Origin of the sequence: Chryseobacterium sp. KACC 21268 (assembly GCA_028736075.1) — a bacterium.
In the GTDB taxonomy this organism is placed as follows: domain Bacteria; phylum Bacteroidota; class Bacteroidia; order Flavobacteriales; family Weeksellaceae; genus Epilithonimonas.
In genome coordinates this window covers 989,265-1,011,408 of sequence record CP117875.1, presented here as the reverse complement: position 1 = coordinate 1,011,408, position 22,144 = coordinate 989,265, and the positions used below count along the sequence as shown (strand labels likewise).

At 35.9% G+C, this 22,144-nt stretch carries 24 protein-coding genes, 1 rRNA gene and 1 other RNA gene; 14 read left to right on the top strand and 12 right to left on the bottom strand.

Annotated elements, in window-relative coordinates:
* Positions 1–438 precede the first annotated feature (438 nt).
* The 6 genes from PQ459_04840 to PQ459_04815 all read left to right on the top strand — a co-directional run bounded on the left by PQ459_04840 (position 439) and on the right by PQ459_04815 (position 4,529).
* Positions 439–759: a hypothetical protein gene (locus PQ459_04840; GenBank protein WDF47806.1), complete on the top strand. Its 321-nt coding sequence runs from the start codon at positions 439–441 to the stop codon at positions 757–759.
* A 63-nt stretch (positions 760–822) separates the two neighbouring features.
* A complete protein-coding gene (locus PQ459_04835; protein WDF47805.1) occupies positions 823–1,983 on the top strand; it encodes a hypothetical protein in 1,161 nt (386 codons plus the stop codon).
* A 5-nt stretch (positions 1,984–1,988) separates the two neighbouring features.
* On the top strand, positions 1,989–2,492 hold the full coding sequence (locus PQ459_04830) for a hypothetical protein (protein ID WDF47804.1): 504 nt from the start codon (positions 1,989–1,991) through the stop codon (positions 2,490–2,492).
* A gap of 80 nt (positions 2,493–2,572) precedes the next feature.
* Positions 2,573–3,070, top strand: a complete 498-nt coding sequence (locus PQ459_04825) for a hypothetical protein (protein ID WDF47803.1) — start codon at positions 2,573–2,575, stop codon at positions 3,068–3,070.
* 70 nt (positions 3,071–3,140) lie between these two features.
* Positions 3,141–3,536 carry a hypothetical protein gene (locus PQ459_04820; protein ID WDF47802.1) on the top strand — a complete coding sequence of 132 codons (396 nt, stop codon included), beginning with the start codon at positions 3,141–3,143 and terminating at the stop codon, positions 3,534–3,536.
* 492 nt (positions 3,537–4,028) lie between these two features.
* A complete protein-coding gene (locus PQ459_04815; GenBank protein WDF47801.1) occupies positions 4,029–4,529 on the top strand; it encodes a M15 family metallopeptidase in 501 nt (166 codons plus the stop codon).
* A 75-nt stretch (positions 4,530–4,604) separates the two neighbouring features.
* Here PQ459_04815 and PQ459_04810 read toward each other — a convergent pair whose 3' ends face one another.
* Positions 4,605–5,534, bottom strand: coding sequence for a WYL domain-containing protein (locus PQ459_04810; protein ID WDF47800.1), 930 nt, complete (start codon positions 5,532–5,534; stop codon positions 4,605–4,607).
* A gap of 480 nt (positions 5,535–6,014) precedes the next feature.
* On the opposite strand from PQ459_04810, the gene aspS reads away from it, so the two are divergent.
* Complete coding sequence (gene aspS, locus PQ459_04805; GenBank protein ID WDF47799.1) at positions 6,015–7,769, top strand: aspartate--tRNA ligase; 1,755 nt, start codon at positions 6,015–6,017, stop codon at positions 7,767–7,769.
* A 43-nt stretch (positions 7,770–7,812) separates the two neighbouring features.
* On the opposite strand, the gene PQ459_04800 is transcribed toward aspS, so the two are convergent.
* From PQ459_04800 to PQ459_04790, 3 genes are read right to left on the bottom strand one after another with little or no spacing between them, the layout of a single operon-like run.
* On the bottom strand, positions 7,813–8,517 hold the full coding sequence (locus PQ459_04800) for a LytTR family DNA-binding domain-containing protein (protein WDF47798.1): 705 nt from the start codon (positions 8,515–8,517) through the stop codon (positions 7,813–7,815).
* Positions 8,517–9,680, bottom strand: coding sequence for a histidine kinase (locus PQ459_04795; GenBank protein ID WDF47797.1), 1,164 nt, complete (start codon positions 9,678–9,680; stop codon positions 8,517–8,519). The genes PQ459_04800 and PQ459_04795 overlap by 1 nt, the downstream gene beginning before the upstream one ends.
* Before the next feature lie 60 nt (positions 9,681–9,740).
* Positions 9,741–10,478 (bottom strand): CPBP family intramembrane metalloprotease, encoded by a 738-nt coding sequence (locus PQ459_04790; GenBank protein ID WDF47796.1) that lies wholly within the window; start codon positions 10,476–10,478, stop codon positions 9,741–9,743.
* Positions 10,479–10,627: 149 nt separating this feature from the next.
* Here PQ459_04790 and recQ point away from each other — a divergent pair, with 149 nt between their 5' ends.
* Positions 10,628–12,802 (top strand): DNA helicase RecQ, encoded by a 2,175-nt coding sequence (gene recQ, locus PQ459_04785; GenBank protein ID WDF47795.1) that lies wholly within the window; start codon positions 10,628–10,630, stop codon positions 12,800–12,802.
* Positions 12,803–12,875: 73 nt separating this feature from the next.
* On the top strand, positions 12,876–13,358 hold the full coding sequence (locus PQ459_04780) for a hypothetical protein (protein WDF47794.1): 483 nt from the start codon (positions 12,876–12,878) through the stop codon (positions 13,356–13,358).
* Between the two features lie 81 nt (positions 13,359–13,439).
* On the opposite strand, the gene PQ459_04775 is transcribed toward PQ459_04780, so the two are convergent.
* Positions 13,440–14,351, bottom strand: a complete 912-nt coding sequence (locus PQ459_04775; GenBank protein WDF47793.1) for a cupin-like domain-containing protein — start codon at positions 14,349–14,351, stop codon at positions 13,440–13,442.
* A gap of 74 nt (positions 14,352–14,425) precedes the next feature.
* On the bottom strand, positions 14,426–15,214 hold the full coding sequence (locus tag PQ459_04770) for an SDR family NAD(P)-dependent oxidoreductase (GenBank protein ID WDF47792.1): 789 nt from the start codon (positions 15,212–15,214) through the stop codon (positions 14,426–14,428).
* 91 nt (positions 15,215–15,305) lie between these two features.
* Between PQ459_04770 and aroC the strand changes: the two genes are divergently transcribed.
* The 4 genes from aroC (at position 15,306) to PQ459_04750 (ending at position 17,919) form a co-directional block, all read left to right on the top strand.
* Entirely contained in the window at positions 15,306–16,367 is a 1,062-nt protein-coding gene (aroC, locus tag PQ459_04765) for a chorismate synthase (protein WDF47791.1), read from the top strand.
* 6 nt (positions 16,368–16,373) lie between these two features.
* Entirely contained in the window at positions 16,374–16,649 is a 276-nt protein-coding gene (locus PQ459_04760; GenBank protein WDF47790.1) for a hypothetical protein, read from the top strand.
* A 2-nt stretch (positions 16,650–16,651) separates the two neighbouring features.
* The gene (locus PQ459_04755) at positions 16,652–17,218 is read left to right on the top strand and encodes a thioredoxin family protein (GenBank protein WDF47789.1); all 567 of its coding nucleotides are present in this window, start codon (positions 16,652–16,654) and stop codon (positions 17,216–17,218) included.
* A gap of 143 nt (positions 17,219–17,361) precedes the next feature.
* Positions 17,362–17,919 carry a TlpA disulfide reductase family protein gene (locus tag PQ459_04750; protein ID WDF47788.1) on the top strand — a complete coding sequence of 186 codons (558 nt, stop codon included), beginning with the start codon at positions 17,362–17,364 and terminating at the stop codon, positions 17,917–17,919.
* A 100-nt stretch (positions 17,920–18,019) separates the two neighbouring features.
* Here PQ459_04750 and yajC read toward each other — a convergent pair whose 3' ends face one another.
* The 5 genes from yajC to PQ459_04725 form a co-directional block, all read right to left on the bottom strand.
* A complete protein-coding gene (yajC, locus tag PQ459_04745) occupies positions 18,020–18,349 on the bottom strand; it encodes a preprotein translocase subunit YajC (GenBank protein WDF47787.1) in 330 nt (109 codons plus the stop codon).
* 8 nt (positions 18,350–18,357) lie between these two features.
* Positions 18,358–18,861: a DUF1573 domain-containing protein gene (locus tag PQ459_04740; GenBank protein ID WDF47786.1), complete on the bottom strand. Its 504-nt coding sequence runs from the start codon at positions 18,859–18,861 to the stop codon at positions 18,358–18,360.
* 23 nt (positions 18,862–18,884) lie between these two features.
* Complete coding sequence (locus PQ459_04735) at positions 18,885–19,790, bottom strand: transcription antitermination protein NusB (GenBank protein ID WDF47785.1); 906 nt, start codon at positions 19,788–19,790, stop codon at positions 18,885–18,887.
* An 81-nt stretch (positions 19,791–19,871) separates the two neighbouring features.
* On the bottom strand, positions 19,872–20,555 hold the full coding sequence (locus tag PQ459_04730) for a beta-carotene 15,15'-monooxygenase (GenBank protein WDF47784.1): 684 nt from the start codon (positions 20,553–20,555) through the stop codon (positions 19,872–19,874).
* Complete coding sequence (locus PQ459_04725; protein ID WDF47783.1) at positions 20,548–21,042, bottom strand: sigma-70 family RNA polymerase sigma factor; 495 nt, start codon at positions 21,040–21,042, stop codon at positions 20,548–20,550. Before PQ459_04725 ends, PQ459_04730 begins: the two co-directional genes overlap by 8 nt.
* 233 nt (positions 21,043–21,275) lie before the next feature.
* Here PQ459_04725 and rnpB point away from each other — a divergent pair.
* An RNA gene (gene rnpB, locus PQ459_04720) (RNase P RNA component class A) lies at positions 21,276–21,571 on the top strand.
* A gap of 308 nt (positions 21,572–21,879) precedes the next feature.
* Here the strand turns inward: rnpB and rrf are convergent.
* Positions 21,880–21,987: ribosomal RNA gene (rrf, locus tag PQ459_04715) — 5S ribosomal RNA — on the bottom strand.
* Between the last annotated feature and the right edge of the window lie 157 nt (positions 21,988–22,144).

The following is a 22,144-nucleotide window of genomic DNA, read 5'->3' as shown; positions in this document are numbered from 1 at the left end:
TAGATTTTGAAAAAGGTGTAAAATACCTTACCGAAAAAGAAAGAGAATCTTAAGAGGTTTTTGTACAACACGACAAGATTGTAGATTTAAAAGGAAATTTAGTTGATACTAATGGAAGTATTTCTGTTTTGGGAGATGGAAAACCAATAGAAGTAAACCACGCAATTTTTGTAATGTCAGAAGAAGGAAAGCTTTATTTATCTAAAAACAGAAAAGTAAGTTAGTTTTATCATTCATCGTTTCTTAGCGGTAAACCTATTTCAGCAGGAGGAGAAATATATATAGAAAAAGGAATTATTAAAGAAGTAACAAATGATAGTGGTCATTATATACCATCTTTAGATTTTGTAAAGAAAAATACTTTAAAAGAATTAGATGCGAGGCATTATTTTAGAAAATACTAAAGAAAAAATTAAACTTACATCAAGTTATTAAATTATGGAACAGAAACTAATATTGAACGCCATACACGGTGCGGTTTGGAGAAAAAGGGTAAAGGAAATCTTTACTTTAAAAGATATGTATAAAGATATGACAGGTGATTCTGACTTATCAAATTTAAAAATTGATACTGTTTTGAAAAACAAAGAGGTTTTTGAATGGATTATAGAACATCCTGAATATGACTATAAAGGATTGTTAGAATCTCCTTATAGTAATGAAGAGCTTTTTAGATTCTTTAAAATTCATTATGAAAGTATTATTTTTAAATTGAATAAATATTTTAGTGGAGATTATCTATCAGATTATCTGAAATAGAAAATATGTAATTAAACCGCCAGAAAAGGCGGTTTTTTTAATACCTTACTCAAAGAAGAAATTTTGAAATGCGAAGGCAGAGCAGAGTTTCTTAATACGTGGGAGAAAATTTATACTGTTGGCGGTTTTGCAGTAGCAGGATTGACTCTTGTTGGTGGTTTTTACATTAGTGCAGCAAAATTGCTTACAAAATTAGCAGAGGGAAGCGCAAAGAATTACCTCAAATCTCTGATAATAAAAGCCATTTTAGAAACCAATATTTCCAATTTCCAGAAAAACACTTTGAAAGTTTTGGAACCTCAGGAGATTTTCTCAGGCGTAGAATATAAAGCTCTTGGTAACACAATGGCGGAAAACGGCGTCATTTTCTTAGGCGGGCAAAAAGAAGGAAAGTTTGCTGAAAGCTACGTTGCAATGTACAAAGGCGAGGTAATAGAAGAATTTACTAAAGCAGACCTTTCTAAATTCAACAAAAAATGGGGGAAAGTAAGTAAAGAAAAACTGGAAGAGACTTTAGAAGAGATTGCCGATACCATAAAGTATGAAAATGGAAGAATGGGCTATGTGGAAGGATTATTTGACAGTATTGATGTAAATTATAAACCAAAAGGATTTGAAAGTCTAAAAGATATTGAGAATTTTGATCCTAAATACGGTAGAGGGATTGTAACGAAATTTGAGGGTTATGAAGGGTATTTTTATCGAAACTTTGATGCTAAGAAAAAGATATTTACTTTTAATCATGGATTTGCAAATGATTTACCAGGATGGATAGAAGATGTAAAAATTCCATTGGTTCAAGGCAGAGGTATTCCTACTCACGCTTACTTTACCCTCCGGCAAATGAAATTATTGAATATTGCCGAAGGCGAAATACAAATGGTAAAAATGTCTCAGATACAGAATTTGGATACTGCAGCATTTATTCATCAAGTAATTGGAGGAAAAATTATCCGTAATTTTGATTCGGTAGATATATTAGCTGCGCCAAGTAATGAATACATGAAAACAGTAATGACACAGGCAGGCTACGAAACCACTAGTGGAAGAATTATTGGGCAAGGTCAATATTTTTCGGTGAAACAACTTAAAAATAGAGATTATCCTCTTAATCCTAAATTTGAAGGTTCGTATGATGCATTTATGAAAGAACATGGATTATCCTTAAGTGATATGTTATACATGAATTACAACATTGAAGTAAAAGTTAGATATATAAAATAAAGAATATGATACCAGTAAAATTATTAAAAATAGATAATATTGAACCAACAGGAGTAGATAATTTAGATAAATTTATTCAAGGCCTAAATAATGTTTTGGGGCATTCCGTAGAGATTGCAAATAAAATAGACTCTAGTTTTGAAGGATATTATCTATTACCAATGGGTTTTATAATTCCAGAAAGTGGAAATGGAATTGTGAAAGAAAATATAAATGAAAAAGTTTTTTTATTAAGTGTGATTAATACTAATATTCCGAGAATATTAGAAGAGTGCAAACCCGCAGGATTAACAAATTGGGCTCTTTTTTTTACAGCGGGGACATCGGTAATAGGTAAAAAAGAAATGATTGAAAAAGTTTACACCTTGGAAGAAGGAGATAATATCATGTATGAAGATTTAGGCTACGATGACTATATACCTTTTCCCAAAGATGGAACCTATGAAACTGTTGCTAAAGCTATTTTAAGTTATTTAGAACATTATGATAAATATCTTAAAAATAAATAATAAGTGAAGCCTACTTTTATGTAGGCTTTTTTACTTTATATGAATTACAATATCGAAGTAAAAGTTAAATTGTAAAAAATATGATACAAATAAAATTATTAGAAATAAATGATAGAAAAGAAGCATGGGCTTTGGAATGCTATCCCGAATTTGTCAAGGCATTGAACTCAGTATTAGGATATACTGTAGAAATAACCAATGAATCTGACGAATCTTTTAAAGGCTATTATTTAATGCCAATTGGAGGCGCTCTGTATTTATCTGAAAAGTACAAAAAATGTATTACAAATAAGTCGTTTTTATTAGGTGCATTTAATGCGGATATACCTAATTATATTGAAAAATTTAATCCTGCTGGCTTAACCAGTTGGTCCCTTTTCATTACAGCAGGTACTTCAGTAATAGGTAAAACCGATGTGATTGAAAAAGTTTACACGCTAGAAGAAGGAGATAATATCAATGAAGATTTAGGCTATGATCAATGTATACCTATTCCTAAAGATGGAACCTATGAAACTGTTGTCAAATCTATTTTAAGTTATTTAGAAGTTTACAACAAGTATTTGAAGAATAAATAATGATAAAACCTGTTTAAAAGCAGGTTTTTGCAGTATTGATTTTAAAGGTTAAATACGGAAAATAAAGAATATGATACCAGTAAAATTATTAAAAATAGAAAATATTGAACCAACAGGAGTAGATAATTTAGATAAATTTATTCAAGGACTAAATAATGTTTTGGGGCATTCCGTAGAGATTGCAAATAAAATAGACTCTAGTTTTGAAGGATATTATCTATTAATAATTGTTTTTATAATTCCAGAAAGTGGAAATGGAATTGTGAAAGAAAATATAAATGAAAAAGTTTTTTTATTAAGTGTGATTAACACCAATATTAAAAGAATATTAGAAGAATGTAATCCTGCAGGTTTAAATAATTGGCAACTTTTCAAAAATGCAAGCACAGCTATAGCTGGAAAAACTGAAGTAATGGAAAAGTATATACTCGTGAGGAAGATGATGATATATGGTATGACGAATTAGGTATGATCAATATGTTCCAATTCCTTATGATGAAAACTTATAACACTGTTGCCAAAGCTATTTTAAGCTATTCAGAAGTTTATGATAAGGGGTTAAAGAATAAGTAACTAATAAAGTCTGTGTAAAAGGTGGCTTTTTTGTTTTTTATTAATTTCAACATTGACGTAAAAGTTGGATATATAAAATAAAGAATATGATACTAGTAAAAATAGAAAATGTTGAACCAATATGTGTTGATAATTTGGATAAATTCACCCCCGCTGCACAAATTCTTCCGACTTTGCGAAATATCTCCAAAACTCCAATCCGTGCTTTTTATATTAAAAAAAGCAGTTACACAATACATCGCTGCTTTTTATCAGTTGAGAAAACCCAAAGTTCAGGACAATCACGGACCATCATAAAAAACTAAAGTCTTAATTTTAATCTCAAATAATAAGCGACAAGTTTTGGCGCACTGCTATTCCATATTTGTATTATAAAAAAAATATTATGGACAAAATCACACAAGACCGAATCGAAAAATTACATCCCTCCGTTGTTTCCGAAGTAAAGCAGATCATCGATGAATGCAATACAAATTTAAAAGGACAAGCCCAGGTAAGAATTACACAAGGATTTAGAACCTTCGACGAGCAGACAAAACTCTATTCGCAGGGGCGAACCAGACCCGGAAAAAAGGTGACCAATGCAAAACCCGGACAAAGCATTCACAACTACGGCCTCGCAGTAGATATTTGCCTTATCATCAATGGAAAATCAGCAAGCTGGGACACCACCAAAGATTGGGACAACGATCAGGTTGCTGACTGGTATGAGTGTGTGAAAGTCTTCGCAAAACACGGCTGGAACTGGGGCGGAAACTGGAAAAACTTCAAAGACCTACCCCACTTTGAAAAAAGAACTGTAAAAATAGCCGGTAAATCCGTCGCCTGCAATTGGAGAATTTTATCAAAACTCCCAAAAGACAAGAAGGGATATGTCATTTTCTAGAACATTTTTAAGCCATAAAAAAACCTGAAGAAACACCTTCAGGTTTTTTATAATTTTGATTTTTAAAAAGAGTGTTTACGGATTATTGGGAAAATCATCATACAGCTGGATCGATTTCTTCAATGTCTCTTTGATTTTGTCGGCAAGCGTCTTTGGCTCAAGCACTTTTACCTGATTTCCAAAAGACAGTATTTCCTGAATGAAATCATAAGTCGGGAAAAGATGATAGCTAAACTCCAGAAAAGTACCGGTCTCACGTACAATCTGCTGAGAATGATGCAGCGGAGAACTTTTAATATATTCCGCCTGCTCCTTGGTCGCTCTGATGATAATCTTTTCAGGCTCCTCCTCCATATTCATAATTCCGAATGCATTTTTGAAATGCTCCTTCAGATTAAACTTCTGCTGCAGCTTAAAGCTCATTTTACTCACCGTCAGATCATTGATTCTGTCCAGTCCAAACGCCTTCAGTTTTTCGTCTTTATAATCTACTGCTATCAGGTACCAGCGATCTTTAGACTCTTTCAGTGCCAGTGGCTGTACTTTTCTGGACGTCACACTTTGGTCTTTGTATTTGAAATGCCGGAATTCTATAATGCGCTTGTTGCGGATCGCAAACAGCAGATCATAAAAATTCTGGATACCGCGGGGATTGTGACTCTCTAGATACACAAATTCCGCAAAATCCGGCTGCGAATTTACGGCATTCATAATCTGAAAGGACTCCAAAAGACGTTGATTATATTCATCCACTTCCATCACAGGACGACTCTCAATGTAATATCTGTTGTCACCTTTTTTCTTATTATGAATATCAAAATTGAAAAGATTTGCAATATCCTTAATATCTCTTTGCAGCGTCCGCATAGAGTAGCTCACAATTTTAGCATCCTGAAACTCAAACGAGTTGAGAAGGTAATCTTCCAATTCAGGATAGGTCGCAGGAGACCGTTCCAGTCTTTTGATGATAAGGGCGTATCTGGTAAGGTAAAAGTCTTTTTTCATTTGGTTTTAATTCTTTATTTGTCTAAAATTAATCGGACTGCAACAGATCTCATTCTCTTTTCTAAACAACAAATATAAATTCTTAATGCGACAAAAGATGTCGTGTTTGCTAGTTTTATAATCTTTGTGGATATTCCGCTAGTTTGCAGAGAGATTGATTTACTTTTTCAGACATCGATCAAAGGAATTGAAATTCAATTGCGCCAAAAATATGGGCGTGTCCCTCGCCAACGCTTCTCCCACCGCTCGGGCCGGGCTATCCGTTACTATCTTTTTTCCCATCCGCCAATTCCATCTGCCAAAAAAAGGATATCCACTACTATCCCTCACGCGCTTCGCCCCGATTGAAATTAATTACATCAAATATGGACAATTATGTACATATTTGTCGTATTCTCTATTCATATTATTATCTTTGCACTCGGAAATTGGACGACTAAATGTCTAATCTCTAAAGTCTAACATCTAACTTCTAAAAAAATGTTCCGTACACACACAAACGGCGAACTGACGCTGAAAAATCTGAATGAAAAAGTAACACTTTCCGGCTGGGTACAAACCATCCGCGACAAAGGTTTTATGATTTGGATAGATTTGCGAGACCGTTACGGCATCACACAATTGGTTTTGGACGAGGACAGAACTTCCAAAGAACTTTTGGAAACCGCTAAAAAATTAGGCCGTGAGTTCGTCATCAAAGTAGAAGGAACCGTTATCGAGCGTACTTCCAAAAACCCAAAGATTGCAACTGGAGACGTAGAAATCTTAGTTGAAAATCTAATCATTTTAAATGAATCTCAACTTCCACCGTTCACCATCGAAGACGAAACTGACGGTGGCGAAGAATTGAGAATGAAATACAGATATCTCGACATCAGAAGAAATCCCGTGAAAGACAAACTGATTTTCCGTCACAAAATGGCGCAGAAAGTGAGAAATTATCTTTCCGAAGAAGGCTTCATCGAGGTTGAAACGCCGGTTCTAATTAAATCTACTCCGGAAGGCGCGAGAGATTTCGTAGTTCCAAGCAGAATGAATCCAGGACAATTTTATGCACTTCCACAATCGCCACAAACGTTCAAACAATTGTTGATGGTTGGCGGAATGGACCGATATTTCCAAATCGTAAAATGTTTCCGTGACGAAGATTTGAGAGCCGACAGACAGCCGGAATTTACCCAAATCGATTGCGAAATGGCGTTCGTAGAGCAGGAAGATATTATGAATGTTTTCGAAGGAATGACCAAAGTTCTTTTGAAAGACATTACCGGAAACGAATTTCAGGATTTCCCAAGAATGACCTTCGCCGATGCGATGCAGAAATATGGAAACGACAAACCGGACATCCGTTTCGGAATGGAATTCCACGAACTGAATGATTTAACAAAAGGAAAAGATTTCAAAATATTCGACGAGGCAGAATTGGTAGTCGGAATCAATGTTGAAGGCATTGCAGATTACACCAGAAAACAAATCGACGAATTGGTAGATTGGGTAAAACGCCCTCAAATCGGTGCAACGGGATTGGTTTGGATTAAATTCCAAAACGATGGCGTTATAACTTCGTCTGTAAATAAATTCTATTCAGAAGAAGATTTGAAAAAAATCACAGAGGAATTTGGAGCAAAAGCTGGAGATTTAATTTTCGTAATGTCAGGAAACGCAGACAAAGTGAGAACGCAACTTTCCGCTCTGAGAATGGAACTCGGAAACCGTCTTGGCTTGAGAAAAGGAAACGAATTTGCACCACTTTGGGTTGTAGATTTCCCATTGCTGGAATTCGACGAAGAATCCGGAAGATACCACGCAATGCACCACCCTTTCACGTCGCCGAAAACCGAAGATTTCCACCTTTTGGAAACCGACCCAGGAAAAGCGAGAGCCAACGCTTACGATTTGGTTTTGAACGGAAACGAAATTGGCGGTGGTTCTATCAGAATTTTTGATAAAGATTTACAATCCAGAATGTTTGACCTTTTAGGATTTTCAAAAGAAGAAGCAGAAGCGCAGTTCGGATTCCTGATGAACGCCTTCAAATATGGCGCTCCGCCTCACGGTGGTTTGGCTTTCGGATTTGACCGATTGGTTGCGATTCTTGATGGAAATGAAGTGATTAGAGATTACATCGCTTTCCCGAAAAATAATTCTGGACGAGATGTGATGATTGATGCACCAGCGCCGATTCATCAGGAACAGCTGACAGAACTGGAACTTAAATTGGATTTAAAATCATAAATTAGAAGCGGGAATTTTTTTCTCGCTTTTTTATTTAAAAAATTCACATTCCCAACAATCTGCAAAGTTCCTCCTTTTTATTCACAGAAACAGAGATAGATTTTCCGTTCAGTAGCTCCACCATATTTCCGTGGATACTTCTAACAAAATCAAGATTTAAGATAAATGAACGCTGAACTCTAAAGAATTTTTTGTCTTGTAAACTCTCTTCCATCGATGTAAGTGTCATTTGGGTCGAATAGATTTCCGATGTCGTCATCACTTTTAAATAATCGCCTTGGGCTTCGATATATAAAATTTCGCTCAACAAAATTTTGACAATTTTTCCTTCAGATTTAATAAAGATTTTGTCGTTGTGCTCTTGCGAGCTTGTAGAACTCCTCTTTAAATCTATTTGATTTTTAGCTTTTTGCACCGCTTTCAAAAACCTATCAAAACGAACCGGTTTCACCAAATAATCTGTCGCGCCAGTATCAAAACCGTCTAAAGCAAATTCCCGATAAGCCGTAATAAAAATAAAAACGGGCGGATTTTCTATTGTGCGAAGGAAATCCAAACCATTGATTTTGGGCATTTCAATATCACTAAAAACAAGGTCGACGGGATTTTCTTCCAGAAAAGATAAAGCTGTCATAGGGTTTTCAAAAATCCCCAGAATGTTTAGATAAGAAACTTCTTTAGCGAAGGATTCTACGACGTCTCTTCCAAGTGGTTCGTCATCGATAATGATGCAATTTATTTTTTCCATTACTTGATTAAATTGATTGTTAACTGCACGCTGAAAATATTTTGTGACCTGAGAATTTCTAATAGAAAATCATTCGGATATATCAACTGGAGCCGTTTACGTACATTTTCTATTCCGATTCCGCCGTGAATAATTTTGGTTTTGTTTTCCTCGAAATCATTCTCTATCACAAAAATAAACTTCCCATTTTCAATCTTTATTTTAAGATTCAAAAAAGCTGATTCTTTTGATTTTAGACCATATTTAAAAGCATTTTCTATGAAGGTGAAAGTCAAAAGCGGAGCAATCTTTAAACCTTTGCAATCTGTCTCTGTAGGAAATTCATAATGAATTTTCTTATCCTCAGAATAACGCATTTTTTCGAGCTCGAAATAATTTTTAACGAATTCTACTTCTTTCCATAATTCTACTTTTTCACTGTTCGATTCGTACAACGTGTAACTCATTGTGTCGGAAAGGTTGAGAATCACTTCGGGAACCGCATTGTCTTTTTTAAGGCTCAAACTGTATAAATTATTCAAAGTATTAAATAGAAAATGTGGATTGAGCTGGGATCTTAGAAAGTCTTTTTCAATATTGATATTTTGGATTTCCAGCAGATTTCTTTGGTTTTGAATCTTAATGGTTCGGCTGTAAAGTTTTGAGATTTCAAATAAGATTTTAACAAAAAAGAACGGCGATAAAAGCGAAATGAAAATAATGGCCTGAGAAATTATTCTACTAAAAGAAATGGCTTCCAAAAAAGTCTGGTTGGCACTCGCCGTAATCGCACCTTTCAATTCTCCTTCTAAAATTTCGAATCCTAAGTGGTGATAAATAATAGAAAACAAGTAAGTTGATAGCAACCAAACTATTACAAACACAGGAAAACTGACAATCAAATAAAAAATCGCCAATCCGAATGATTGTTTTAAAATTTTTGGCAGAAGTAGATAAAAGAAAACATAGAACACAATCATATTCACAACGCACATCCGAAGTGTAAGGATGAAACTATTGAAATACGTGAGTTGATAAGCTAAACGATAACTCAAAAACAATAAAAAAGCAAAACTCAACCACATTAAAGAATGGAATATCAATCTTTTTTGTTGGGTGTAAAATTGTTCAAAATCAAATTCACCGATGCGTTGGGTAAAATAATTTGAAGATATTTTTTGCATAATTTTTAATTGAAAAACAGCTCCAAAGATAGTTTTTTGAAGCTGTTTGATTATTAGTTTTTACAAAATTCTAATGACTGCATTTATCGTGTTGATGGCGTTATGTCCCAAAATTGGAAAAATAAGATTTCCTGAAAGTTTACGCAAAATCCCGACACTGACAGAGGAAATGACTGTTAAATAAAGAATTGTAATGATGTCAAACTTGAATTCATAATTTTCTGTAAGCATCACACCGTGCGCTTCGGCAAAAAGTATCGTGACAATGACAAATCCCCAACCGAATTTAACGCCTTTGAAATTCCATTTCGGTTCGAAAGCTTTGTCCAATAGCCAAAATAAAATCCCTCTAAAAACCAATTCCTCCGTCAAACCAGGCATCGTCATTTGGAATGCAAACGTTTCCAAATCGAAATCACCGCCTTTCGGAAACAAAATCATTTTGAATATAAAATCGAAGGCCAAAAATCCGAGAAAAATTAAAATTCCGGTTTTCACTTGACTTTTAGAGTTGGTTTTCGTCGTAAATCCAATCTCTTCTCTGTCTTTTTTTGAAACAGAAAAAATAACAATCAAAGCAAAACACAAACTCAAAATTTTACCAATCCAGGCGAATTTCAATCCTATAAACTCCAAATCAAAATAGAGTTTCGACAAATGCTGGATGTAAGAATCCGTTAAAAAATAGAGGACGAACAATCCTAAATATTTTAGATTGACCTTTTCTGACCTAATAATGGCTAAAGCAATGAATGGAACGATGATGAGAATCCAAATAAGTGGTGTAAATAATGACATATCTATTAATTTTCGTCAAAATTATCGTACGTTGCCACGCTTTGAAAACTTTACCGATAGAAACACTTCTTTTGCCGACGAAAATGTTACAGGAATTATCATTTTTGATTCCAAGCCAAATTTATTATTTTTACTAAAACACAAATTCTATGAAATCTCCATCACAAATATTACAACAATATTTCGGCTACGACAATTTCCGCCTCGAGCAAGCGAACACTGTTGAAAATTTAATTTCAAAAAAAGACACTTTTGTTTTGATGCCAACCGGTGGTGGAAAATCGCTTTGCTACCAAGTTCCGGCGTTGGTTTTGGACGGAACTGCGATTGTGATTTCGCCGTTGATTGCTTTGATGAAAGACCAAGTTGATGCGTTGCGCGTGAACGGAATTTCGGCTTCGTACATCAATTCTTCGATGAGTGTTTATGAGCAAAATGAAACTTTAAATCAATTAAAAAACGGTCAGCTCAAACTTTTATATGTTGCGCCGGAAAAATTGAGTTCAGATAATGGAGCATTTTTAAAATTGTTGAATGACGTCAATATTTCCCTGTTTGCGGTAGATGAGGCGCATTGTGTCTCGCATTGGGGTCACGATTTTCGTCCGGACTATTTATTTTTAAATGGAATTAAAAAGCAATTTCCAGAAGTCCCAATCATCGCATTGACGGCGAGTGCAGACGAAATTACGAGGAAAGACATCATCAAACAATTGAATCTTCAAAATCCGCTGGTTTTGATTTCTTCTTTCAATAGAGCCAATATCAAATATTTTGTGCAACCGAAACAATCGGTCTTCCAAAACATCATTCAATACCTCAATGAACATCCGAATGATTCGGGAATTATCTACTGTTTATCGAGAAAAGGAACGGAAGAAATGTCGAATAATCTCAGAGAAAATGGCATCAATTCCACATTTTATCACGCCGGGATTTCTTCCGTGGAAAGAGCAAGAGTTCAGGAAGATTTTTTAAAGGATAAAACTCGGGTGATGGTTGCGACGATTGCCTTTGGAATGGGAATCGACAAGAGCAATGTCCGATTTGTAATGCACGCAGATTTGCCCAAAAATATTGAAAGTTACTATCAAGAAACTGGGAGAGCTGGACGAGATGGTTTACCGAGTGAAGCGATTTTATTTTATTCATTTGCTGATGTGATAAAATTGCGAAGATTTGCAATGGTAGAAGGCAACGAAGAGCAATCTGAACTGATGTTGCAAAAGCTGAAACAAATGTCCGACTTTGCCGAAATGCAAAAATGCAGACGACAATATCTGATGGAATATTTCGGCGAAAAACACGATGGAAACTGCAATTCCTGCGATTTTTGTTTGAGTGAATTTGAAACTTGGGACGCAACAACCGATGCTCAAAAATTATTGAGTGCGATTTTTAGGTTGAAAGAACGATACGGAAAAAACCTAATCATCGATTTTCTGCGAGGTTCCAAAAGTGTAAAAATTACAGATTTTATGCGCAGTTTGCCGACTTACGGCATTGGAAATAATCAGGATAAAAATTATTGGCAAAACTTGATAAGACAATTATTGATTAATGGTTTTTTGAGTGAATCGAATGAAGAATTTTCGGTTTTAAAACTGAATGAAGAGAGCAAATTGGTTTTATTTAAAGATAAAAAAGTCACCTTCCAAAAAGTAAAAGAACAAGCCAAAGCCGTGACTGTCGCTGAAATTGAAACCCATTATTCCGCTCCAGATATTGACGGAAACGAAGAATTATTTGCAGAACTAAGAACCTTGAGAAGAGAAATCGCCGAACGAGAAAATGTTCCTCCTTACGTCATTTTTTCAGATGCAACTTTGATGGAATTGTCAGCTTATCTTCCAAATTCAAAAGAAGAATTGAATCAGATAAGTGGTTTCGGAGCTTTTAAAATTGAAAAATATGGAGAAATATTTTTGACTCCTATTACAGATTATTGCAACATTCATAGTTTGACTAGTAAAGTCATCGAGAAAAAACCGAAGAAGAAAAGAGAACCCAAAAAGAACAACGCCAAGACATCTGGAACTTTTGCGACGACTTTTAAATTGTACAAAGAAGGAAACAATGTAGAAGAAATCGCTAAAATCAGAAATCTGTCTATCAACACCATTCAAAATCATTTGGCAAATTTTGTTGCCACTGGAAAAATAGAAGCTGACGAATTAATTGATATGAGCAAAATAGAACCGATTATCGAAGTTGCAAAAACCCAGACAATTCCATCACTGAAAGCCATCAAAGATGAATTAGGGGAAGGTTTTTCTTATTTTGAAATTCATATAGCGATGGCTTATCACCAATCTCAGCAATAAAGAAGCGTGAAATTTTTATCTCCTTTTATACTTTGAATATAAAATTTTGCTAATTTTATAAAAAAGACAGACTATGAAAAAAGCAGCGATTTTTTTGATACCAATTCTTCTTTTGGTAGGTTGTAAAAAGGGCGACGAATTTGCGCTCAATGAAAAAGTAGCAAATGAATTTCTAGAGGAAATGAATGCGCTCGACGAATTTGAAGCGAAATATTTTTCGGATTCCAGTGCATTAGCCAAGGCTCCTTCTGCAGAAACTGCCGTAGAGGTCAAAGATGCGATCAAGCTTTCGGAAGACGCAAGCGCAGGTTTAAAGAATATTGCAGGTACTTCGGTAAGTCCTGAAGCGATGCCTTTTTATAAGGGAGCTTTAGAATATATCGATGCTGTCAACGCCCAAGGTCAGGCTGCCAAAGACTTTTTCACCGAATCTGACCCTCGAATGAGAGAAGGTTATTATGAACTCGTAAAAGAGAATTTCAAAAAATTAAGGTCGAAGCCGGACAGTATTCTTGCCATCCAAAAAGTTTATCTTGATAAAGTGGGGATCAAATAATTCTAAATAAAAGAAAAAAGCCAGAGATTCTGAAATCTTTGGCTTTCTATTTATTAAATCATATAAACTATTGGTCAAAAGTTAAAAATGAATCGGAATATCAGGAATATCTTCCAGAATATGTTTGCCTTCAATCTTGTCAATGGCAGTCTGCGCACGTTTTTTGGCGATGGAAACTTTGTAATTGAACCATTTTTCTTTGAAGAGTTTTCGCATCAGATTATCGAAATGTTGAGTGATGACCAGATTTTTGAAGCCTCTCCATTTTTCTATCAACTGAAAAGGCAAAGCGCGTACAGAGATTGAATAACCTTCTGTTTCATATTGAATAAAATGCCACCAGCCAGACGGCATATAAAGTGTTTGCCCAGGTTTCAGAACCGCTTCATAACCATCAAGATATTTCAGTCCAGGAAATTCCTCCTGAGACGACGTTTTCAAATTGGCGATGCTGTGAAAATTATAAGGTAATTTATAAATCAAATCTGATTGACTGAGTGGGAACAGCCAAACTTTTTTAATACCTTGATATTGAGTCAAAAAAACGTGTGACATATCGATATCGACGTGGTTTCGCGTATTGGAACCTTGTCCACCGAAGAACATAAAAGGCAGCCAAGACAAGACTTTGCCTTTCGTAATATCTTTATAAATGACATCTTTCTTGAGTTCTGGTTTGATGCTCAAAAGATTGAACAGGAACAATCTGTATTTTGTTTTTTCTCGGCTTATCAAATCCAGATATTCAGAAAATTTCATTCTGGCCAATGGTTTACTCGCCGCTCTGTCAAGAGAATGGATCTCCTCACCATAGACATCCACTTCATTATTCCCTGCAATATCTTTGAAATAATCATAATTCCAGTTTTTGAGAGCCGGACTTTCCGCGTCGATAAAGTCTTCTATAATGACCGGAATATTGGGTTTCATAAACTTCGAAGTGAATTCTTCGGAATTATAATTTCGAATTCTGCCTATCTCTTTTAACTTCATAATCGATGATTAAAGGGACAAAAGTAGAAATAAATTCAATTCATACCAAAAAAGTATGAGTTAAAGTTTGATCTCTAAGGCAACTTTGCTACGAGAAACTCGGGAGATAACTTCAAAATCCAATAGATGATTTTCCATTTCCAATTGGGAACGATAGTGAAAGAATTGCCAGCATTCACGATATGTTTGGCCACATAATCAGGTTCCATCAATAACGATTGATTCAAATCCAAACCTGCATTGATTTTAGTATTGATGTAACCGCTCACCAGAACATTCACCGTAATTTTCCTTAAATTCAATTCCTGTCTAAGGCCAGCTAAATATTGTGTGAAGGCAGCTTTTGTACTTCCGTAAACGAAATTACTTTTCCGTCCACGAACGCCTGAAAGTGACGAAAGTCCGATGATTCTTTGGAGATTTTTATTATTAATATCTGTTGCAATAATATTCAGAATAGAAACTGCGCCCACATAATTCGTTTTCATCATTTCAAAAGTTCCAGAAAAATCCTGCAAAGCTTTTTGATTCTCCACTAAAAAACCTGCTGAATAAACCACGATATTTGGTTTGATGGATAATTCATCATAAAATTTTTGATGAGAGGAAAAATCTGTAGCATCAAAATACTTGATTTCAATTTTTGATTTGTCTAATTGATTTTCACTGATATAATTTTCCAAAGACTGTAAATTTCTGGAAGATGCAATGATGGAAAAGCCTTTCGCTAAATATTGCAAAATACATTGTTTCGCCACATCAGAATTGGCACCGAGAATCAAGACCGTTTTATTAGAATTCATTTTGTAAAGATAGATTTTCAGATAATAGACAGATGGATAATAGGCTAGCAATTTATTCAAAAATAAGTTTTTAATCAGTAAATTTGTAACGGTAGTTGTTAGTCTAAAAAATGATCTATCATCTATCAGTCTATTATCTAATTTTTCATTTATGTTTAATGTTTTAGGAAACTTTTTGACGCTTTCTTCGTTCGGCGAAAGTCACGGAGAAGCTTACGGCGGAATTATCACCAATTTCCCTGCTGGTCTGGAAATCGATATTGAGAAAGTTCAGTTGGAACTTGACCGCAGAAAACCGGGGCAATCTGCAATTGTAACACAAAGAAAAGAAGGCGATAAGATTCGATTTTTATCCGGGATTTTTGATGGAAAATCGACAGGAACGCCCATCGGTTTCATTGTTGAAAATGAAAACCAACGTTCCAAAGATTACGACCATATTGCTCAGGCTTATCGTCCAAGCCACGCCGATTATACTTATGACCAAAAATACGGCATTCGCGATTATCGTGGTGGCGGAAAATCTTCTGCTCGTGAAACTTTGAATTGGGTGGTTGCAGGCGCATTAGCCAAACAACTTTTTCCCGATATTGAAATCAATGCTTACGTTTCTTCTGTTGGCGAAATCTTTTGCGAGAAACCTTATCAGGATTTGGATTTTTCTAAGACCGAAAACAACATCGTCCGTTGTCCCGATGAGGAAACGGCCGAGAAAATGATTGAGAGAATCAAAGAAATCAAAAAGGAAGGCAATACGATTGGCGGAACAGTAACTTGCGTTATTAAAAATGTTCCGGTTGGATTGGGCGAGCCAATTTTCAATAAGCTTCACGCTGAATTAGGCAAAGCAATGCTGAACATCAACGCCTGCAAAGGTTTTGAATATGGCAGTGGATTTTGTGGTGCGAAAATGACAGGAAAGGAACACAACGACCTTTTCAACCAAGATGGAACAACACAATCCAATCTTTCCGGCGGAATTCAGGGTGGAATTTCGAATGGAATGGACATCTATTTTCGTGCGGCTTTCAAACCTGTGGCAACGATTCTTCGTCCGCAGGAAAGCATCAATAAAGATGGCGAATCTGTGACGGTGGAAGGCAAAGGAAGACACGATCCCTGCGTGGTCCCAAGAGCTGTACCGATCGTGGAAAGTCTTGCTGCATTTGTTTTGGCAGATATGTATTTGATCAATAAAACCAGAAAACTCTAATTCTTAGTGGGCGATTTTATTGTTTCTGATGATTTTCCGGACTACAAATATTACAATGGTGAATCGGAAAATCCTTATTGTGGTCAAGGTGAAAATCCACTCGATTTCTCAAATCCTAAAGCGTTGTTTTGGTATTATGAACAGCATTTCGATAAATGGGAAAATGAGCAAAAAGATTACAATGAATTCATTTCCAATCTTATCAATAATAAATTGAGCGAGTATCATAGAAACGGAAAGGAATTATGGGAAATGTATCATCATCATTCTATTAAAAAATAAAAATGGATATAAAACAATTTTGGGACAATGCTGTTTCCTACACCGAATATCTTCGTGAAGCTGGAGAAAGACTTGGAAATCCAAAGAATTCTCAAGAGTCAGATTACGCTGAATATTACAGACTAGGAATCCAACGAATGAACAGAATGTGGGAAAAGTATCTTCCAAACTCTGAGCAGGTGGCGACTTTGGCCAATAAGAATTTCAATGGAAAAATATTAATTATTTCTGAAGCTTGGTGCGGCGATGCGAGTCAGGTAATTCCGGTTGTGGTGAAGTTTTTCGAGCAGTTTGAAATCAGGATCTCTTACCGTGACCAGGAACCAAGTTTGGTTGATGACTATTTGGTAAACGGCGGAAAGTCGATTCCGATCGTGATCTTCCTTGATGAAGATTTTAATGAAATCGCGCATTGGGGACCGAGACCAAAACACGGCACCGAACTTCTGAATAAACATAAAGCGAATCCGGAAGAATTTACGAAAGACCAATTCTATGTGGAATTGCAAACGTATTATGCTAAAAACAGAGGTTTCGATACGATAGAGGAACTTCTGGAATTGTTGTAAATTTCAATCCTGCGTAAGGGATAGTAACGGATATCCTTCTACTTGCCTTGCCAGGCAAGCAGAAGATAGTAGTGGATAGCCCGACCCGAGCGGCTGGCCCTAGTGTTGGCGAGGGATACGCCCCAATTTTTAATATTATTGTTATGAATTTTCTAAGAAAAAATATTGTTTACTTCATTTTACTGATTGTCTTGTTGGCTTTTATGACCATCAAGCCACTTAGGGATTTTGTGTCTGAACAGATTGCGATGAGTCCGACGGTTTCGAAGATCAATAATGAAACTTTGCTTGCAGACGAGGTTTTGGATATCGATCTGAAAGGCATCAATACGAGCAGTACGAATCTCAAAAACCTGCGTGGAAAGGTTTTGTTCCTTAATTTTTGGGGAACTTGGTGTCCGCCTTGCAGAACGGAATGGCCGACGATACAGAAACTGTACGACCTGAAAAAAGATAAACTGGAATTCGCCCTGATCGCGATGCAGGACCAAGAGGAAGATGTGAAAAAATTCCTGAAGGAAAATAATTATACGGCGCCTGTTTACATTGCTGAAAGTCCTTTGGACCCGAAAGTTTTGCCTGTTGCTTTTCCTACGACCTACTTGATCGGGAAAGATGGCAGGATTCTGAAAAAGGAAGATAGCTCGATGGATTGGAGCAAGGATTCTATCTTGGAATTCATTGATAACGTAACGAAATAGCAATTGGCTTTTGGCTTCTGGCTGTTAGCTTTTTAAAATATAAGTCAAAAAAAAGGGCACGAAATTTAATTATTTCGTGCCCTTTTTATATTTAGAAAAATTATTTCTTCACTTCTCCGAAAGTTTCCGGGAATCTTGCAGCAGTGAAATCTTTTGAGATGGCTGCTTTTTCGAACTTCAGTTTTCCGCTGAGCGTTTCGATCACCACACCGTCATCAGCAATACTGAAGATCTTGCCGTGCATTCCAGAAGTCGTCACTACTCTAGCACCTGGTTTCAAAGCTTCTTGGAAGTTCTTTTCCTGCTTTTGCTTCTTCATCTGAGGACGAATCATCAGGAAGTAAAATCCGACCACCATCAAACCAATCATGATCAGCGTAGGCGTGAATGATTGTTGTGGTGCAGCTGCTTGTAAAAATACTGTTAGCATAATTTATATTATTGAGTAATGTTAGCTGTGAAAGTCAATCTTACCGGCGCTTTTTCCACGTTTACAAAAACGTCTGCGGCTTTGCTGACTGCACCATCGAAGTTTGTAGAATCGAAATGTAAAGTGATCTTTCCTTTTTTACCTGGCAAGATCGGTTCTTTTGTAAAATCTGGAACTGTACATCCACAACCTGGTTTCACGTTTGAGATGATCAAAGGGTTCGTTCCTGTGTTGGTCACTTCGTAGATGTGCTCTACTTTTTCTCCTTTTTTGATATCACCGAAGCTGTGATCAGTTTCGCTGAAGGCAATCGTTGTCAATGGTTTGCTTTGCGCCTCTTTTACCAATGCTGCGTCATCTGGATTCACAGAATCTTGGGAAAGTGCTTCTACCACAGTACTCGCCTGAGCAGAATCTACTCCTGGAATATGGTCTAAGGTCTTCTCTTCTTTTTTACAAGAAAAAGTTAGCGTGCAAAGTGCTGCGATAGCTAATATTTTGATTGATTTCATTTTTAAATAATATTTATTTGAAATTATACTCGGTTTGTATCTTTTGTGTATTTGTCCAGAACACCGTTGATGAAAACGTTGGATTTCTCGGTTCCATAGACTTTAGAAATATCAATATATTCATTAATGATAATTCTGGAAGCTGTCAACGGGAAGTTGTCTAGCTCTGTGATGGCTGCGATCAAGACGATTCTGTCTAATAAGGAAATCCTGTCCAATTCCCAGTTCACCAAACGTTCTTGCAATTTCTTTTCAGATTCTTCCCAGTTATTGAGTGAAGACCTTAGTAGTTTTCTTGCAAATTCTTCGTCTTCATCATCCTTTAACATCTTAATTAAAGTATGCGAAGGTTCGTCTTGCTTCATAAACCCAATGGTCTTTTGTATCATCGAGTTTGAAATGTGCAGATCATCTGCCCAGGACATTTCTTTCTCTTCGAATCTATCGTGCAGATCACTATTCTCTGCAACATATCTCAAGAAAAGTTTTCCGATGAATTTTTGATCGTCTTCGAAAGAGATTTCGCTATCTTCCATATAATCCTGGTAACGTTTTCCCGCTTTGATGCGTTGGAATGTCTTTACCAAAATAGGGTCATTGGAATCCCAAAGAAGGTCTTTGTGTTTGCTAGAGAAACTTCTTCTCTCTTCATTGTCTTCTAACTGAATGAGGATCTGGTTTCTAACTAATTTTTGATTTGGATTTTCGTTCTCCGTGGTTTTGATGTACTTGTTTTTCCCAATTTCTATCTGATCCTCTGTCAAACTCTTCAATCCCACCATAAAGTTGAGCGTGTAGATGTACAGATTGTAGATTTTGTTGATTTCTGAGAACATATTTTTCTCAACAACTTCAAACCTGATCGGGTTTTGATAGTAAGCATAGAGCGATTCTACAACTTTTTCACGGATTTGTCTTCTTCCCAGCATTTCAAAGATCTTTTATGGGTGCAAAGATAAGGAAAATGTTACAAATAATAACTAATGATAATCAATGATATATGACATCCATCACGCTTTTTCAGAATCGATATGTTCGAGCTGTGTTAGATTTTTGGAAAGCCTTTTCAGCAGGATTCCGTATGCCAATTTGTAGTAGAGCAATATTAGAATGATACAGATCAACAAACTGAAAACGACACCCGTAATCAATCCCCAAAAAGTCGGATTATCAACATGGATCTTTTGCTTATTGATGGTAAAGACGATAAAACTCGTAAAACTCCCAATAAAAAGGATTAATAAAAATATATTGCTGAAGATAAAAAGATTGACCGTTCTTTTGAAATGAATGATATGCGTGATGAACTTTTTGAGGTTAGACTCTACGGTGATTTTTTTATAATTAATATAGAAAATGACCACGAATACGCCTGTTATCAGCAAACTGAAGATCTTCATCCAGTAATAGATTCTATCCAAAGAAAACTCGACCTCGTTCTGATTTCGGATTTGAAGTTTATCCAGAATACTCGTAAAATCTGTATGGAAATTGCTGGAAAATAAAGCTAAGAAATTGATCAATCCAAAGATCACAAATTCTGCAATACTGATCCAAAGGATATATTTTACATAATTCCTCGATTTTCTATTAAGCATAGATTCGATCTCACTTTGATCATAGCCATCAGCAATTTCTTGATCTTGCCAAGTTTTCTTTAGAGAATCGATATCAAAATCTTCTTCGTTAGGCATGCTTTATCATTAATTCTTTTAGTACTTTCTTAAGTCTGTTCATTTTCACACGGGCGTTCACTTCTGTGATTCCCAATGTTTCAGCAATTTCTTTATAAGGCTCATCGTCCAGATACATCATCACGATGGCTCTTTCCACATCGGGCAGAAGTTTGATTACTTTGTACAACAGCGAGATTTGTTGTTGTTTCTCATCATTGTCTTCAAGGAAATCTTTGCTGTGGAAATCCTGAAGTTCGTCCGTCTGTGGTTGTCTGGTTTTCTTTCGGAATAATGTGATGGCCGTATTCAAAGCTACACGGTACATCCACGTCGAAATCTTAGAATTACCTTGGAATGAGTCGTACGATTTCCAAAGTTGTAACACGATCTCCTGAAAAAGATCTTCCTGGTCCTCCAGAGAATGGGTATAAAGGCGCGAGACTTTGATGATAAGTCCTTGGTTGTCCTTTATTAATTTAGAAAAAGCTTTCTGTTTGTTCTCCATTCCGCGAACGAAGATAAGGATTTTACGAAAAATAATAGAAGATAATATCAATATGATAAAGATTTGGGCATCTTATCCGGCTGTCACCACTCGCTATCCTTAAAAGCCAAGCTAACTCCGAAGCTATTTTCAGGATGAGCTCAGACAGGCCGTTCCATCCGGGATGCTCTTCGCAAGGAAGAACATTCACATTCCATTAGAAACTCAAACAATATTTTGTACTTTTGCACCTCAGAGAAGCGTGACTTGTTGATCCAGATTCATTTTGGGTAGGAAAGTCCGGACACCATAGGGCAGCATAGCGGATAACGTCCGTCACTTGCGAGAGTAGGACAAGTGCAACAGAAAGCAAGTACAGTTCGGCTGTAGTGAAACCAGGTAAACTCTATGCGGTGCAATGCTAAGTATATCATCAGTTAAGTTCGGCTCGGGCATTGATGAGGGGTAAGCAGCTAAAGTTTTGCAGCAATGCAAAGCGCAGATAAATAACAAGTCTCGACAGAATCCGGCTTACAGCGCTTCTCTTTTTTCCAAATTCCTTCAACTAAACATTTCGTTTAATCTAATTCATCTAAATTTTTATACTCTAGCTAATAAATTATCTGTGCTATTTTGATTCAAGAAACAGTTAAATTTAAGAAGTTCTGATATAAGCTTACATTATTCTAAGATAGATTTTAAGTATCATTAATGAGGTTTTACAAAATAATTAGATCTCATTAGTCATACAGAGTGTCATTAAAAAGTATCAATTTTATTCTATCTGGCTGGATTGATTTCTTTATTATAAAACAAAAAAAACTCCTTCATTCAATAAAGAATGAAGGAGTTAAAAAAAACTGGCGGCGACCTACTCTCCCGCTTTCGCAGTACCATCGGCGCTAGAGGGCTTAACTTCTGTGTTCGGAATGGGAACAGGTGAGCCCCTCTGCTAAAACCACCCTAAAGGTTGTTTTGTACAAAAGGATGTACAGTATATTTATATTATTGTATTTTGTATTAATGTAAATTGTATTCACAATGATTATAATCGTTAATACTTTTTACAGCTCTACATTTTACAATAATTATCGATAAAAACGTTCACAAAGAGAGAACCTTG

Bases quoted from the DNA above. Each gene is read 5' to 3' on its own strand.
- PQ459_04725 (WDF47783.1), bottom strand. From the start codon at position 21,042: ATGGAGAACAAACAGAAAGCTTTTTCTAAATTAATAAAGGACAACCAA.
- PQ459_04795 (WDF47797.1), bottom strand. From the start codon at position 9,680: ATGCAAAAAATATCTTCAAATTATTTTACCCAACGCATCGGTGAATTT.
- PQ459_04775 (WDF47793.1), bottom strand. From the start codon at position 14,351: ATGAAGTTAAAAGAGATAGGCAGAATTCGAAATTATAATTCCGAAGAA.
- PQ459_04790 (WDF47796.1), bottom strand. From the start codon at position 10,478: ATGTCATTATTTACACCACTTATTTGGATTCTCATCATCGTTCCATTC.
- PQ459_04740 (WDF47786.1), bottom strand. From the start codon at position 18,861: ATGAAATCAATCAAAATATTAGCTATCGCAGCACTTTGCACGCTAACT.
- PQ459_04735 (WDF47785.1), bottom strand. From the start codon at position 19,790: ATGCTGGGAAGAAGACAAATCCGTGAAAAAGTTGTAGAATCGCTCTAT.
- PQ459_04810 (WDF47800.1), bottom strand. From the start codon at position 5,534: ATGAAAAAAGACTTTTACCTTACCAGATACGCCCTTATCATCAAAAGA.
- PQ459_04780 (WDF47794.1), top strand. From the start codon at position 12,876: ATGAAAAAAGCAGCGATTTTTTTGATACCAATTCTTCTTTTGGTAGGT.
- PQ459_04815 (WDF47801.1), top strand. From the start codon at position 4,029: ATGGACAAAATCACACAAGACCGAATCGAAAAATTACATCCCTCCGTT.
- PQ459_04830 (WDF47804.1), top strand. From the start codon at position 1,989: ATGATACCAGTAAAATTATTAAAAATAGATAATATTGAACCAACAGGA.
- aspS (WDF47799.1), top strand. From the start codon at position 6,015: ATGTTCCGTACACACACAAACGGCGAACTGACGCTGAAAAATCTGAAT.
- aroC (WDF47791.1), top strand. From the start codon at position 15,306: ATGTTTAATGTTTTAGGAAACTTTTTGACGCTTTCTTCGTTCGGCGAA.
- PQ459_04755 (WDF47789.1), top strand. From the start codon at position 16,652: ATGGATATAAAACAATTTTGGGACAATGCTGTTTCCTACACCGAATAT.
- PQ459_04750 (WDF47788.1), top strand. From the start codon at position 17,362: ATGAATTTTCTAAGAAAAAATATTGTTTACTTCATTTTACTGATTGTC.
- PQ459_04800 (WDF47798.1), bottom strand. From the start codon at position 8,517: ATGGAAAAAATAAATTGCATCATTATCGATGACGAACCACTTGGAAGA.
- PQ459_04840 (WDF47806.1), top strand. From the start codon at position 439: ATGGAACAGAAACTAATATTGAACGCCATACACGGTGCGGTTTGGAGA.
- recQ (WDF47795.1), top strand. From the start codon at position 10,628: ATGAAATCTCCATCACAAATATTACAACAATATTTCGGCTACGACAAT.
- PQ459_04730 (WDF47784.1), bottom strand. From the start codon at position 20,555: ATGCCTAACGAAGAAGATTTTGATATCGATTCTCTAAAGAAAACTTGG.
- PQ459_04820 (WDF47802.1), top strand. From the start codon at position 3,141: ATGATACCAGTAAAATTATTAAAAATAGAAAATATTGAACCAACAGGA.
- yajC (WDF47787.1), bottom strand. From the start codon at position 18,349: ATGCTAACAGTATTTTTACAAGCAGCTGCACCACAACAATCATTCACG.
- PQ459_04825 (WDF47803.1), top strand. From the start codon at position 2,573: ATGATACAAATAAAATTATTAGAAATAAATGATAGAAAAGAAGCATGG.